Source organism: Ligilactobacillus aviarius, assembly GCF_001654615.1.
GTDB classification, from domain to species: Bacteria; Bacillota; Bacilli; order Lactobacillales; family Lactobacillaceae; genus Ligilactobacillus; species Ligilactobacillus aviarius_B.
The window spans coordinates 65,477-80,114 of sequence record NZ_LWUD01000016.1 but is presented as its reverse complement, the minus strand read 5'-3'; the positions used below and the strand labels follow the sequence as shown (position 1 = coordinate 80,114).

The 14,638-nt window shown below is 42.7% G+C and carries 16 protein-coding genes, 2 pseudogenes and 1 other annotated feature; of the genes and pseudogenes, 2 read left to right on the top strand and 16 right to left on the bottom strand.

Features of this window, described 5'->3' with window-relative positions; all coding sequences use genetic code 11:
* Positions 1-14 precede the first annotated feature (14 nt).
* From pheT to A3O17_RS03370, 6 genes are all read right to left on the bottom strand, one after another.
* Positions 15-2,435, bottom strand: a complete 2,421-nt coding sequence (gene pheT, locus A3O17_RS03395; protein WP_064212929.1) for a phenylalanine--tRNA ligase subunit beta — start codon at positions 2,433-2,435, stop codon at positions 15-17.
* A gap of 14 nt (positions 2,436-2,449) precedes the next feature.
* Positions 2,450-3,496 (bottom strand): phenylalanine--tRNA ligase subunit alpha, encoded by a 1,047-nt coding sequence (gene pheS / locus A3O17_RS03390; RefSeq protein WP_064207802.1) that lies wholly within the window; start codon positions 3,494-3,496, stop codon positions 2,450-2,452.
* A gap of 56 nt (positions 3,497-3,552) precedes the next feature.
* Positions 3,553-3,784: a binding site (T-box leader), on the bottom strand.
* A gap of 39 nt (positions 3,785-3,823) precedes the next feature.
* Positions 3,824-4,165 (bottom strand): winged helix-turn-helix transcriptional regulator, encoded by a 342-nt coding sequence (locus A3O17_RS03385; RefSeq protein WP_057827357.1) that lies wholly within the window; start codon positions 4,163-4,165, stop codon positions 3,824-3,826.
* Between the two features lie 275 nt (positions 4,166-4,440).
* The gene (locus A3O17_RS03380; RefSeq protein ID WP_057827356.1) at positions 4,441-4,929 is read right to left on the bottom strand and encodes an HD domain-containing protein; all 489 of its coding nucleotides are present in this window, start codon (positions 4,927-4,929) and stop codon (positions 4,441-4,443) included.
* A gap of 114 nt (positions 4,930-5,043) precedes the next feature.
* Complete coding sequence (locus A3O17_RS03375) at positions 5,044-5,814, bottom strand: TrmH family RNA methyltransferase (protein ID WP_064207803.1); 771 nt, start codon at positions 5,812-5,814, stop codon at positions 5,044-5,046.
* Positions 5,815-5,945: 131 nt separating this feature from the next.
* The gene (locus tag A3O17_RS03370) at positions 5,946-6,134 is read right to left on the bottom strand and encodes a hypothetical protein (RefSeq protein WP_064207804.1); all 189 of its coding nucleotides are present in this window, start codon (positions 6,132-6,134) and stop codon (positions 5,946-5,948) included.
* Between the two features lie 242 nt (positions 6,135-6,376).
* On the opposite strand from A3O17_RS03370, the gene A3O17_RS03365 reads away from it, so the two are divergent.
* Both A3O17_RS03365 and A3O17_RS03360 read left to right on the top strand, forming a co-directional pair.
* The gene (locus A3O17_RS03365) at positions 6,377-6,721 is read left to right on the top strand and encodes a hypothetical protein (RefSeq protein WP_064207805.1); all 345 of its coding nucleotides are present in this window, start codon (positions 6,377-6,379) and stop codon (positions 6,719-6,721) included.
* Between the two features lie 18 nt (positions 6,722-6,739).
* On the top strand, positions 6,740-7,339 hold the full coding sequence (locus tag A3O17_RS03360) for a hypothetical protein (protein WP_064207806.1): 600 nt from the start codon (positions 6,740-6,742) through the stop codon (positions 7,337-7,339).
* A 69-nt stretch (positions 7,340-7,408) separates the two neighbouring features.
* Here the strand turns inward: A3O17_RS03360 and A3O17_RS03355 are convergent, their stop codons facing one another.
* The 10 genes and pseudogenes from A3O17_RS03355 to A3O17_RS03315 form a co-directional block, all read right to left on the bottom strand.
* A complete protein-coding gene (locus tag A3O17_RS03355) occupies positions 7,409-8,095 on the bottom strand; it encodes a hypothetical protein (RefSeq protein ID WP_064207807.1) in 687 nt (228 codons plus the stop codon).
* A 23-nt stretch (positions 8,096-8,118) separates the two neighbouring features.
* Positions 8,119-8,361, bottom strand: a complete 243-nt coding sequence (locus A3O17_RS03350) for a hypothetical protein (RefSeq protein WP_064207808.1) — start codon at positions 8,359-8,361, stop codon at positions 8,119-8,121.
* 2 nt (positions 8,362-8,363) lie between these two features.
* Positions 8,364-8,960, bottom strand: coding sequence for a hypothetical protein (locus tag A3O17_RS03345; protein ID WP_064212928.1), 597 nt, complete (start codon positions 8,958-8,960; stop codon positions 8,364-8,366).
* A 12-nt stretch (positions 8,961-8,972) separates the two neighbouring features.
* Complete coding sequence (locus A3O17_RS03340; RefSeq protein ID WP_064207810.1) at positions 8,973-9,470, bottom strand: DUF4947 domain-containing protein; 498 nt, start codon at positions 9,468-9,470, stop codon at positions 8,973-8,975.
* A gap of 251 nt (positions 9,471-9,721) precedes the next feature.
* Positions 9,722-10,648, bottom strand: coding sequence for an alpha/beta hydrolase (locus A3O17_RS03335; RefSeq protein ID WP_081255635.1), 927 nt, complete (start codon positions 10,646-10,648; stop codon positions 9,722-9,724).
* Between the two features lie 121 nt (positions 10,649-10,769).
* Positions 10,770-11,696, bottom strand: coding sequence for a manganese-dependent inorganic pyrophosphatase (locus tag A3O17_RS03330; protein ID WP_064212927.1), 927 nt, complete (start codon positions 11,694-11,696; stop codon positions 10,770-10,772).
* Positions 11,697-11,736: 40 nt separating this feature from the next.
* Positions 11,737-12,330 (bottom strand): annotated as a pseudogene (locus tag A3O17_RS07960) (LysR family transcriptional regulator substrate-binding protein); the annotation flags it as partial.
* A gap of 45 nt (positions 12,331-12,375) precedes the next feature.
* Positions 12,376-12,981 (bottom strand): annotated as a pseudogene (gene pyrE / locus A3O17_RS07955) (orotate phosphoribosyltransferase); the annotation flags it as partial.
* A gap of 1 nt (position 12,982) precedes the next feature.
* Positions 12,983-13,699: an orotidine-5'-phosphate decarboxylase gene (gene pyrF / locus A3O17_RS03320; protein WP_064212999.1), complete on the bottom strand. Its 717-nt coding sequence runs from the start codon at positions 13,697-13,699 to the stop codon at positions 12,983-12,985.
* Position 13,700: 1 nt separating this feature from the next.
* Positions 13,701-14,633, bottom strand: coding sequence for a dihydroorotate dehydrogenase (locus A3O17_RS03315; RefSeq protein WP_064212926.1), 933 nt, complete (start codon positions 14,631-14,633; stop codon positions 13,701-13,703).
* Positions 14,634-14,638 lie beyond the last annotated feature (5 nt).

Genomic DNA, 14,638 nt, shown 5'->3' with positions numbered 1-14,638 from the left:
TTATGCTTAATCAATTACCGAACGGTGACTTCAAGTTCTTCTTGAAGTTTCTTAACAACCTTATCAAATGCTTGGTTAATTTCATCATCGCTCAATGTTCCTTCACTGTTGCGGTATACAAGGGTATAAGCAAGCGACTTGAATCCGTCATCGATCTTTTCACCTTGATAAAGGTCAAAGAGCTTAATATCAGCTAAGAAGCGGCCGCCATTTTGCTTGATCGATTCAACGATTTGATCATTCGTAATTTCGTTTGGAACAAGCAATGCAATATCGCGGGTGACTTCCGGATACTTCGAAACTGGGACGTATGTTTCAGCATTCTTTGGTAAGTCGATCAGTTTTTGCAAGTCTAATTCAAAGACATAAGTTGGCTTGATCTTCAATTCTTTAGCAAGACTTGGGTGAACTTCCCCAATCAAACCGACCAATTCATCATTGACATAGATCTTCGCTGTCCGGCCTGGATGCATTTCTTCATATTCAGCAGTTGCTTCATACCGAATTCCATCTGTAATCCCAAGAGAATTCATCAAATATTCAACGATTCCCTTTGTTAAGTAGAAATCAACCGGCTTCTTGGCATCGTGCCACGTTGCTTCATGGAATAATCCAGTTAATGCACCGGCAATGTGTTCGATATCATTTGGCCGTTCAGCATCTTTTTCGCGTAAGAAGACGCGCCCTTGTTCATACAAAGCAACGTCATTGACTTTCCGGGCTTGGTTATATGCCACGTCATCTAACAACCCGCTGATCAAGTTCATCCGTAAAGTTGTGTGGTCTGAACTCATCGGGAAGTCAAGTTGAGTCATTTCAGCTTCATCGAGCATAAAGCGTTTGGCCTTTAATTCCGTTGTTAATCCGTATGAAATTGCTTGACTTAATCCTGCACTTTCAAGAATTGCGCGCGCGTCCCGGATAATCTTTTGGGCCTTTGTATAGTGGCCTTCCGTTAACGGCATGGTTGGTAACGTTGTTGGAATATTGTCATAACCGTAGATCCGAGCAACTTCTTCAATTAAGTCTGCTTGGATCGCAATATCCCAGCGGCGTGGTGGAACGCTCACCGTTAATGTACCGGTTTCATCCTTCGCAACGCCAAATCCAAGTTGTTCAAAGATGCCCACAATGGCTTCATCCGTTAAGGCCGTTCCTAAAACTTTGTTGATTCGTTCAGGCATGATTTCAACGTCCACGTTTTCAGGATCAACGTGATTGATTTCCAATGTTCCGCTGACAACTTGGCCATCGCCAAATTCAGCGATCATTTGGGCAGCAGCATCTAATGCTTCCTGAACCGTTGCAACGTTGATTCCCCGTTCAAACCGTTGAGATGCTTCTGAGTGCAAGTTTTCGCGCCGGGCTGTCTTCCGAATCTTTGATGAATTGAAGATTGCGGCTTCCAAAACAACGGTCTGGGTACCATCAGAAACTTCGGTATCTTCGCCGCCCATTACCCCCGCAAGGGCAATTGCGCGGTCGCCGTCAGCAATTACTAAGTCCGTTGCCTTTAATTCGCGGTCTTCACCATCAAGGGTCGTTAATTTTTCACCTTCGTTGGCTAAGCGCACCGTCAATTTCTTTGAATCGAACTTGTCATAATCAAAGGCATGCAATGGTTGGCCATAATCCATCAAAATGTAGTTTGTAACGTCAACAACGTTATTGATTGGCCGAATGCCGGCATTCCATAACCGTTTTTGCATCCACATCGGACTTGGTTTGATCGTCACATTCTTAACCATCCGTAATTTATACGGGGCAACTAATTCTTGATCAGCATCTTCAAGGCCTAATAGGTCTTCGATCTTTGAAGAAGCGTCTTCCTTAACCGTTGGGTGCGGAAGAGAAACTTGACGATCATAGATTGCTGCTACTTCATGAGCAACTCCGCGCATGCTCAACATGTCACCGCGGTTCGGCGTGATGTCAACATCAATGATGCTTTCATCCATTCCAAGGTAATCCCAAACTGGTTCACCCGGAACAGCATCTTCCGGCAAAACGTAAATGCCATCAGCAAATTCCTTGGGAACAACTGCATCCGGGAAACCAATTTCTTGCAAACCGCAGATCATTCCCATTGAAAGTTCGCCGCGCATCTTGCTTTTCTTGATCTTGATGTGGCCGGCGATCCATGAGTTTGGTAATGCAACGATTACATTTTGACCAGCAGCAACATTTGGTGCCCCGCAGACAATTTGATATGGTTCTTCATCGCCAACATCAACCTGGCAGATGTGCAGGTGGTCTGAATTCGGATGCGGAACACATTCTAAGATATGACCGACAACGATCTTCTTTTGACCGTCTGCCCGCCGGGAAACGCCATCAACTTCAACGGCTGTGCGTTCAATCTTTTCGCCGAGTTCTTCTGGTTTTAAATCATCAACTTTAACGTATTCATTAAGCCATTTGGTTGAAACTTTCATTGATTAACACCCTCCTAACCTTTCTGTGAGAATTGATTTAAGAAGCGCATGTCATTCAAGTAGAATTCCCGAATGTCATCAACGCCGTACTTCAACATTGCAAACCGATCTGGACCTAAGCCAAAGGCAAATCCGCCATAAACTTCCGGATCCACGCCAGCCATCTTCAAGACGTTCGGGTGAACCATGCCGGCACCTAAAACTTCGATCCAGCCACTGTTCTTGCATACGGCACATCCCTTACCGCCGCACTTAAAGCATGAAACATCCACTTCAGCAGATGGTTCGGTAAATGGGAAGTAACTTGGACGCAACCGAATCTCACGGTCTTCACCGAAGATCGTTTTCGCAACTAATTCCAAGGTTCCCTTTAAGTCGGCCATCGTGATGTTCTTATCAACCACTAATCCTTCAACTTGGTGGAATTGGTGCGAGTGCGTTGCATCATCTGTATCCCGCCGATAAACTTTCCCAGGGGAGATCATCTTTAATGGTCCTTTTGAAAAGTCATGCTTTTCCAATGTCCGGGCTTGAACCGGGGATGTCTGAGTCCGCATTAATGTTTTCTTTGTAATGTAGAACGTATCTTGCATGTCACGTGCTGGGTGATCAGGCGGCAAGTTCAACATTTCAAAGTTATAGTGGTCTTCTTCAACTTCGGGTCCTTCAATGATTTGGAATCCAAGGCCTAAGAATAACTTTTCAATTTCATCGATAATTTGGGCAAGCACGTGCGGCTGACCAGCCTTTACCGGAACTCCTGGTAAAGTAACATCGATTTTTTCAGCTTCAAGCTTCTTAGCTGTCTTTTCAATTTCAAGTTCATTTAACCGGGCTGCGATCGCATTCGCTAATGCATCCCGTACCTTGTTTGCAAGCGCCCCGACTTTTGGTCGTTCTTCCTTGTCTAAATCACGCATTCCGCGCAAAACTTCCGTAATTGGGCCCTTTTTTCCAAGATACTTTACCCGAATATCGTTAACCGCTTTGGTATCATTGGCAGCTTTGATGGCTGCTAACCCTTCAGTTTGTAATTCTTCAAGGCGATCTTGTAAATTCATATGTTTCATTCCTTTCTCAACCACAATTTGCGTAAAAAGAAAAGCCTCATCCCTCAAAAAGGGACGAGGCTTCGCGGTACCACCCTTGTTTTGCCGCTTATCTCCTTTTCTAAAATAAGCAAGCAACACTCACTAAGTCAGATAACGGCCTAACACCGGGTTACCTTCGTCATTTCCCAGTAACCACTCAGGAAGTGAATTCGGTCACGGACGAATTAAACCATTCACACTCTCTGGTTCTCACTGAAATTCACCCATTGACTTACTATTTTCCGTCTACGCTTTTCTAACTAGACAGTCTACCGTGAAACCGGCATTTCGTCAAGGTTAATCTTGATGACAATCCGCAAGTGAATACCATTTATCGGCCCACGTGTGAATTGCATCCATCACGTCTTTCAAGTCGCTTCCGCGGTCCGTTAATTCGTACACACTGTGCGCTGAATCAGTCGCCGTGTGCTTGATCAATCCTTCATTCTCAAGTTCGCGCAACCGTTCAACTAAAACGCGGTCGCTGCATTTTTTAACTTTGCTTGCAATGTCCTTAAACCGTTGCGGACCTTCACATAGCAATACTTCGATAATTAAGCCGTTCCATTTCCGGCCAAGAATGCTGAAGGTCTTGCTAAATTTCGGACATAGATTAAATTCACCATTACAGTCTGCCATTTACTTTCCGCCCTTCAAAAAGAGATTGTGACATAAGTCGCAATCCCTTTGCTATATCTGCATAATCGGGTTCCAAAACAAACGAGCTACGTAGAAGTTCGAAAATCTCCGAATCTATGCTGCGCGATTCGTTCGTTTTTCTGCTTCTACCACGCTCGTTTTTTACGTTTTGTCACACCTTCTTGAATGTTTTTGGATTCCAACCACAATTAAGTGCTTTGGCGCACTTTTTACTGTGATTATTGTACACTATAACCTTACTTTTGCAAAGTAAATTAATATGCCGACCGCACCATCCGTTCAACCTTGTCAACAAGGTGATGGCTGTATTCGTCAACGGCCGAGATCTTATCAACGGCCGTCACAATAAACCCTTCCGGATACTTCGGGGGAATCAGCGTTGCACCCCACATGTGCTTGATAATAATATCTTTTTCTTTGGCAGTTAAAGTCGTAATCTTTTCGGCATTGCGCACGGCTACTCGTGGGTGAATCCAGGCGTGCGTTCCAAGATTAAACTTGGTATCGCGCCAGTCATAGTAGAATAAGTCATGCAATAATCCAGCCCGCGCAACTGCCCGGGCATCGAGATTCATCTTTTTGGCGATCTTGTATGATTCATATGACACCGTGATCACATGATCAAGTCGCGTGCAAAAATGATGCTGTTCATATTCAGATAATTTTTGAACTTCCGGCTTGACTAATAAATTCCCAACGTAACTCATGTATTCCGCATCATTACGCCATTCGTTTTCTTTCATAGAGCCTCACGATCTTTTCATTAAGTTCTTACAATCCATATGCTAACGGGCTTGGTTTCAAAAAGCAAACGTTATAACCGAATTGTATTAATAACTTAACAATCTTAAATAAGATTAATTTGCTTTAAGCTGGAACATCAAAACACCGGCCGCAACCGCGACATTCAATGATTCGGCTTTCCCGATAATTGGAATGTAAAGGTTCAATGATGTTTGTTTCAAAAGATCCTTGTTCATCCCGTTCCCTTCATTCCCCATGATCAATGCAAAATCGGCATGCTTGCCGACTTGATCATACGGCCGCGCATCTGGATTTAATTCGGTTCCGAAAACCGGTTTGTTTTGTGCTTTAAAAGCCTTGATCCATGGTTCAAGCGGCGCCGTCACCATCTTCAAATGAAACTGACTGCCCTGCATTGAACGCACGATCTTCGGATTATAAACGTCAGCGGTCCCGTCACCAAAGACGATTCCGCTAAAGCCAGCCGCATCCGCCGTCCGCACCATCGTGCCAATGTTGCCGGGATCTTGGACGTTATCCATGAAAAGCCATGCGCCCGTAACGTCTTCCGGTTCGATTTCTTGTTGTTCCGGAATCCTGATCACGGCCATAACTCCTTGCGGATGCTTCGTGTCGCTTAAATGCTTGACCACGTTATCCGTAATTTGAATCAAGTCCGCACCTTCCGGAACTTCGATTTCTTGCAAATGCTTGAAATCCGGTTGAACCATGATCGTTTCGATCGGTTCATGCGTCCGAATCGCTTCCTTAACAAGGTGCCAGCCGTCAAGCAAATACTTACCCTGCTTCAAACGGCCCTTCTTCGTATTCAACTTTGACCATGCTTTAACTTGTGAATTGTTAACTGATGTAATAATCTTCAATTTTGTTTTGATCTCCTCGATGTAAAAATTCCGTTTTCATTATACTATATCAAGTTAGCGAATTTCATCTTTAAAAACAAATGAAGGTGTGCCCAAACTCCAAAATGAATGCTTTGGCACACCTTCTTCATTTAATCTTTCTTTCGATATCTAACCATTCCCGCCAGCATCAAAATCACACCGACGACGACTAATCCGTGTTGGGCAAATGAAACACCGGGAACTTTGCCGATAAATGGGAAAAGACATGAAAATAAACCTAATCCGATACAAAAAATCCCGACAACCCAGCAAAAATCTTTTTGTAATAATTCACGCATGTTTTTCACCCTCTTCATTCAATAAGCATTATATCATTTTATCTGAATTCATTCAGTGATAAGTGCTTGTTATAAATAAGTTGAAAGATAACGTAAATTTTACTTATCAATCTTTTTCGATAAGTTCAGCTAATACCAATCAAACATTGATTTCTTTGGGCGTTATCAGTACAATTTTAGTGATTGAGAGGCTTCAGCGAACCCCTTTTGAAGTCTCCACGTTATAATTAAGGAGTATGCAAATGATTCAAGACGGTTTAATTCCATTTTCACCAAATCAGCAAAACGCAATTTGGATGTTGATCAATGCTGAATATTATCGGGACGCGATCAATTTAAAGATCAAGGATTTAACGATGAATACCCACGGGATTTTTATTCACGACAACCAGCTCTTTTCAAGCGAAGAACTGGTTTACCTGATCAAATTGATCCAGCAGCCCGCAGCCGATCATTCACACCTGAACCTTGATTTTGATGAAGATGGCAATCTCATTCACTACATCAATAATTACAGCGTTGAAGTTTTGTTTAACGCCTTGCAGGTTAAATTCATCAAACTTCTCTGCCTGTATTTTAATAATTAATAATTTCGAGGCACAGTCATGGCAGCAATCCACAGCGACATTTTAACATTGACGATCAATGAAATTCCGGTCGACTTGACCGCATTTATTGATTTAAACAAAACAACTTTTCTTTCAGATCATCACGGGCGGTGTATCGTTTTTAACGTCCGGCCACCGCAGGAAATCAAAGAACAGCTTAAAGATGTCCCTGACCTGGATGCCATCGACTTCAATGTCCGGTTGAATTACTTTACCGAAATTCCCGGGATCTATAAATCAAATTATGAACTGATCGTTTTCCGGGTCTTCACCGGCGCACAAGCCGCCATCAACGTGGTGTATTATGACCGGGCGCGCACTTTCAGCGGCGACCTTGCTTACTGGGAACAGCGGCTGGCAATCAGGCCGGTCGTTTACCAAAGCTATTCAACGGCCAAAGTTTGCACCTTTTATCCGCCAACATTGACTTTCAAGTATCAAAATCAAGTTTACGTTGGCAAGTGCATTGAAAATCCCGGAAAAGGCAAGTACCGGTTCTTCGCCGATGATGGTAAAAAGATCGTTACCCCATATTCGCGCAGTGTGGAGGCCTACGAATTTCGGAAACATTTAAATTTATTAGGATATCAACACTAAAATAACCCTTCGCTATGGTGGCGAGGGGTCATTTTTATCGCTTACAAATTAAATAGTGAAAGGATTACCCTATTCTTTTTCATCAATCACCAGATTCATTAATTGACCAAATACAAATATTAAATCACTACATAAAAAATCTGCATTTTCCAATGCGTATAACCACATCTCTGTATTATTAGATATCTTTTCATAATCTTTAAGTGTTTTTTGACTATCTTGCGCAACACCATATGAAAACCATATTAAAATCAAAACATCTACAATAATACGTAAAAAGCGATATCTTACATTAGCCATATTCATAATTAATATTAGTACTAGGCAAATTCCGCCAAATGCCGTCATGAGTTTAGAATTATTTAAATCACGCGTTGATAGTATTCCATATATAAAATTTAAAATAAATACTATTCCTGTAACCAGTACTATTTGATGAATAAATAAATTATATATTCCAAAATATTTTAAAACACCACCAATTACTGCAGTCATTCCTGATAGTCCCCATATATCAATTAATGCTAGTATAATTATTAAAGGAATTTCCCAAAAATGCTTTTTCTTAATGAAAGACATTAAACATGTTGCAATAAGCGAAGTTATTCCATACTTGATAGCTAAATATTTTGCTTCCCCCTCAAATAACACTGCTAATTTAATAGCATTAAATGCTGTCGAATAGCAATTAATAGCAATTAACAAATATATAAAGCATATAAAATACGTTAAAGTAAAATAAATTACTCTTTTCATCTTTCTATTCCTTATCAATAAATTTATTTGTTCTTATTTTTTAACGCAATTCCCATTAAAATTTCTGGAACAATAAAAATTACACATACTGTTCCCATAGTAAAAATCAATATCCAAGGACCCGCACCGGTCAAAACATCGCGGGCACACCATGTTGAACCAACCAATCCGGTCAAAATAGATCCAACTGCTAGCCAAACAAATAAATTCTTAAACAGCGGTGAGCGGCCTTTAAAAACTCCGCGTTCATGCTTTTCCTTAGTCATCCTTAGTCATTGTCACCAATCCGCGTCAACGCTGCATCCTGAAGATCAACATACAAGTGGTCGCCGTCTTTGAGTTGGACCCGATGTTGCCGGTGTTCATCACTTTGGAGCTTCTTCAAGCCTGAAAGGTTCACGGCGCCCCGACCAATGAATGAGCTGTTGACCGCATATTCGCCAGCACACTTTCCAGGTTTGATAACATACATTCCCGGCTGAATATCAGCCCCGGCATCATTGCCGACCCGGTATTCGCCGTAGGTAACTTTTCCCTGTTGGGTAATTTTCGGTGAATTGTCTGGTTGGAAGTTGGCATCAAAGTCATTCACGACGATCTGTTGTCCTGCCTGAACATTTAAGTGTTCTGACTTATGAATGCCATTGACCTTGCGTTTCCCGTTTGTAAGAACAAAGTCGAAGTCGTAAGTTGAATTGTAAAGATCACCTGTGCCGTTCTTGGAAGTGACGGTATACTTTCCGGGATTTAAATCTTTTCCGACCTGATATGTACGGTATTGATCAGCGCTGGCTTGACCAGAAATCAAGCCAACTCCCAAAAGAAGTGTTAAACAACTTAATCCAATTCTTTGAATCCTTTTCACGATGTGATCCCCCTATCTGAATGTTACAAAGTCTTTGTCCGGTGTGGCGTAAAAGACTTGGTCCTTTTGCGTATCAAGGTAAACGTTGAACCGGTCATGATCGTAACTTAATTCTTCAACGTGAGCGCCTTGACCTTTATCATTGCCAAAGTCTTCACCCATTGAACAGTCAGCAATTTGGTCACCAAAGGCCCATCCTTCGTTCGTGGTGATCTTCCCGTCATGCGCAAGGATTTCATTTAAGGCAAATTCGTGGTTAAGCAATGAATTATAAACAATTTGTCCGTTCTTTTCGTCGCGTTCCGGCTGGCCATACATCCGGATAACATCGGCCCGGTTATACTTCGACCAGTCTGGAACCGTGGCGTCAACGTCCCCCGGCTTCGTTTTTTTGCGTTCGACCTTATCCTTCAAGTCCGTCATTTTATGCTGCGGACCAGCCGCCATGACCGAACTTCCTGACAAGAAAAGCATTAAAAATGCTATTAATCCTAAAAACTTCCTTTTCATTTACACTAACTCCTTTAAATTAAATAAGTAAATTTTATCAATTTTAAAGTATTTTGTAAATTAATTTTTGGATTTTAAAGGAAGGTGTGACAAAACATTAAAAACGAGCGTGGTGGAAGCAGAAAAACGAACGAATCGCGCCAGCATAGATTCGGAGATTTTCGAACTTCCACTCAGCTCGTTTGTTTTGGAACCCGATTATGCGAATTTATCAAAAAAGACCGCTGGAAAATCTAGCAGTCTTAAATAAGTTATTCATTTTTCATCGGAACGCCGATCCGCTTGAAGAACTTCACAACCGTTCCTTGGTATTTATCCCAATCAACCAGTAAGCTGATATCATGCGGTCCTTTCGGAATCGTCAATAACATTTTAATTGGTGATTTGCATGCCACGTAGTTTTGATGCGCCATTGAACATGGGACATAGCGGTCATCTTCACCATGAATGATCAAAATCGGTAACTTGGTTTTCTGAACCGCCTGAATTGGCGATGATGCCTCCAAGTTAAAATGCCCGAAAAGTTTGGCACTCAACTTCACGAACGGATACATGATCGTCGGTGAAAGGTTCATTCGCTGAATAACCTTTTTAATGATGGCTTTCGGTGAAGTATATGCACTGTCAGCGACCACCCCGACAACGCTGACCGGTAATTTCAATTCCGAAGCCATTAAAACGGTCGCTGCGCCAAGTGATCCGCCAACCAGAATAATTTTCATCTGTGGGTAACGGTGCGCAATATACTCTGCCCACGCAACAACGTCGTACCGTTCGTTGACTCCGAATGAAATCACGTTGCCATCGCTGTCCCCAGTTGCTCGTTGATCAACGACCAGCATGTTATGCCCTAACCGCCGAGAAATCTGAAATACCCCGCCGCAATCATGGATTCCATCAGTCCGATAACCGTTAAATGCCAGTTCGATCGGCGCATTTTCATCATAAATATATAACCGGCCGCGCAACGTCAACCCATCAAACGACTTAATCGAAACCGCCTCATACGGTTCGTTATTCAACGCATCAACCAAATGAACCATTTCATTGTAGTACGGCTGATACTGCTCGTTTTGCGGTAAATTATACGGATCTTCATGATGCCCCGGTTTAACATAAAATGCCGTCCGGTAACAATACATCAAAATCATCATGATGATCATTAATAATAAAAGCATCTTACTCACCCTCATGTAAACTGTTTTCAATTCCACTATACATCAAATTATATGAATGTTGTCAGAAAAAAGAAAGCTATGACAAATGTCATAGCTTTCCCTCTTAATATTTGATTTAATTTTAAGCGTTAAATGCTGCTTCCAACGGAGGAACAATTTGCTTCTTCCGTGAAACAACGCCTGGCAAGTCCATCTTGTTATCTTCAAGCTTCTTGCCGAATGCTTGTTCAACAACTGATTGCGGTTCACCAACAACCAATAACCGTGTATCTGAGTTAAGGATGTTTGTAACCATCAATAAGAACAAGTCATAGCCGTTTTCCTTGTTTTGCTTTTCAATGGCAGCACGTAAACCGTCTTCACGATCAAAGACTTCGTCCAAATCAACGGTGTTGATTTGATCAACGCGAACTTGAGTACCGTTCATATCGAATGACTTTGCATCTTGTGAAATCAATGTTTCATCTGACTTGCTTGCAAGATTTGTCCCGGCCTTTAACATATCCAAACCGTACTTTTCATAATCAACGCCAGCAATCTTTGCTAATTCCTTCACGGCAGCAACATCTTCGTCAGTTGTTGTTGGTGATTTCAATAATAATGTATCTGAAATAATTGCTGATAACATCATGCCGGCAATGTTAGCAGGAACTTCAACGCCGTGTTGCTTGAATTCCTTCAAGATAATCGTACTGCTGCATCCAAGCGGTTCAGCATGGTAGTATAATGGAGCTGAAGTTTCAAAGTTCGCGATCCGGTGGTGGTCCACAACATGCGTTACTTGAACGTCTTTAATGTCGGCAACACTTTGTTGAGCTTCGTTGTGGTCGATCAACATTACAGCGTCAACTTCGTTTGAAGCAGTCTTGATTACCCGTGGTGCTGGTTCATTGAAATAATCCAAAACGAATTGGGTTTCTTCGTTTGGTTCGCCTAAAGCAACGGCTTCAGTATCGGCGCCTAATTTATTTTGTAAGTATGAGTATGCCTTTGCGGCAACGATTGCATCTGTATCTGGATTCTTGTGTCCAAAAACTAATTCTTTCATCGAAATGCTCCTTTAACTCAATAATAAAATCACTTTAAGGTTATTCCATTTTATTAAGCTCTGTCAAGCGAGAAATATAGTCTTTTTGGACTAAATATTCATCAAATTCTTCAAGCAAGTTTGAGATCCGCGGAATCCGTTCTTTCCCCTTCCGGAAGACAAATGAAAGTTCAAATTCGATCTTCGGATTAAAGAACGCACTTGCCATCCGATCAATGCCATAGTTATATGCATTCGCACATGACGCCGGCAAAACGGTGCTGACCTTTGCTTCCTTGGCAAAGTAATACAATGCCCGTGATTGGGTAAAGTGCGCAACGCTCTTCGGGGTATTCAACATTGCTTTACGGAATTGTTCATTAATAATATTGCTTAAATAGTAGTTTTGCGGATAATCAACCCATGGCTGATCAACCACGTCTTTCAAATCGATTCGGGTCTTATGAGCAATCTGTTCGTCATGCCCTAAGTAGATCAATTCATCCCGAATAATCGTCTTTTTAACGTAAGGTTTCCAATTTTTAATACTTGAATCTGGAAGGTACATAATTCCAATATCGATCCGGTTATCTTCAAGCTGCTTCCACAACTCGTGTCGGGTCAGTGTGTGGAATGAAACTTCAACATCAGGATGAGACTTGTAATATGAAATTGCAAAGTCAGTAAAGACATCATTTTCATCGGGTGCTTTGCGCCACTTTTTCAACGTTTCTAATTGATCTTTCGCAATGTAATTTTCTTCAGTCGCCGCTTCAAGTAATTCAGAGTAATTAGTCAACGTTGTAAATGAAAGCCCAGTCTGTTCAAAGTTGGCTGAAACTGCAGGTAATTGATAGCTGAAAATTGCGCCAACCCCAATCACATCGGCGCCTTCATTTTGAGCAGCTTTGACTGCCTTGAGCACACTGCCGCCCGTTGAAAGCAGATCATCGATCAGGACCGTTTTCGCATGCGCTGGTAAAACGCCTTCAATTTGTTTTCCGCGTCCGTGATCCTTCGGTTTTGAACGGACATAGATCAGCGGCAATCCTAATTCATCCGCAACCCATGCGGCATGCGGAATACCAGCCGTTGCCACCCCGCCGATCACTTCAACGTCCGGAAACTCAGCTTTAATTTGAGTTGCTAATCCTTGAGCAATCTGCTTCCGGATTTCAGGATAACTGATCGTTAACCGGTTATCACAGTAAATGGGGCTTTTGATTCCGCTCGCCCACGTAAACGGCTTATCCGGTGATAACTTAACTGCCTTGATTTTTAATAAGTCCTTTGCAATTTCTTTCATCTTAATTCTCCTTCAACCATTCATTTTTAACCCGTTGATATGCAGCTTGGACGTCGGCTGCTTGGGTGATCGACCGCCCAACAACCAGTCCATTTGAGTGTTGCTGGGCTGCTTTCCCGGGAGTCATGACCCGCTTTTGGTCGTCAGCACTTTCCCCGGCTAACCGAATTCCAGGGGTGATCTTCAAAAAGTCTTCACCGCATGTCTGATACAGCATTTGCGCTTCATTTGCGGAACAAACAACGCCATCTGCGCCATTTTGCTGGGCAACCTGCGCATAGTGTTTAACACTGTCTTCAAGCGGCACCGTGATCAACTGTTCATCCGCAAGCATCTGCGGGGTGATCGACGTTAACTGGGTAATCGCCAAAATCTTAGCTGGAGCGTGCTGGTTACTGCCGGCAAGCATTCCTTCCCTTGCAGCTTGGATCATTGCGGATCCGCCCGCAGCGTGGATTGTTGTTAAATCAACGTGTAACTTTCCAATGACCTTCATTGCCCGTTCAACCGTATGCGGAATATCATGGCACTTCAGGTCAAGAAAAATCGAGTAGCCGCGATCCTTCAGTTCTTTGATCAAATCCTGGCCTTCACTGTAATACAGTTCCATTCCGACCTTCACAAACAAGTGTTGGTCTCGCGGAAATTGGTCAAGGAAATTGATCGTTGTTTGCTTATCCGGAAAATCTAACGCAATAATCGGTTCACTAATCTTCATTTCAAAATTCATTCCTTACTTCTTTTCGTAATTCTTCAAGTGATTCAACGTTCAGTTCATTCATTCGCTGTTCAAGCTGGGCTGCAAGGTGCGGGATCACTTCAACATCATCAAAATGGGCTGCACCGACTCCAACGGCTGAAGCGCCTGCCAAAAACATCTCAAGCACATCATCAACCGTTTTGACCCCACCGATTCCAATAATCGGGAGATCAGTTACGTGCGCAACTTGATAGATCATCCGCACGGCAAGTGGCTTGAGAATAGCACCGGACAAACCGCCCATCCCATTCCCAATCACTGATTGCCGGGTTTCGACATCAATATGCAGTCCGAGCAAAGTATTGATCATCGTTAAGCCGTCTGCCCCGCCGCGCTCAGCTGCCTTGGCAATCGTTGTAATGTCCGTTACGTTCGGTGAAAGTTTAACGTAAACCGGAACCGAACCGGTCACTTCCTTCACTTTCCGGGTAACTTCTTCCACGGTTTGTGGATTCGTTCCAAATGCCATTCCGCCTTCCTGAACATTCGGGCATGAAATGTTGAGTTCCAATGCATTCAGCATCTTGGAATCCGCCAATTTTTGCGCAACGGATTGATAATCAGCAACACTTGAACCGCCAATACTGCCAACGATCGGGAGGGCTGGATACTTTTGCCGTAAATGCGGCAATTTTTCATTCACCACCGCGTCAACTCCGGGGTTCGTTAATCCCACCGAGTTGATCACGCCGTTTTTTAACATTGCGATTTGCGGTTGCGGATTTCCTTTCCGGGCTTGCGGAGTTGTTGTTTTAATCACCAATGCTCCTAACCCATTAAGGTCCATTTTTTCAGCAGCTGGAGTATCCCCAAAGCCAAACGTTCCGCTTCCAGGCATTAACGGATTTTTCATCGTTAATCCCGGAAGATTGACTGTTAATCGTGTATCCATCTCAT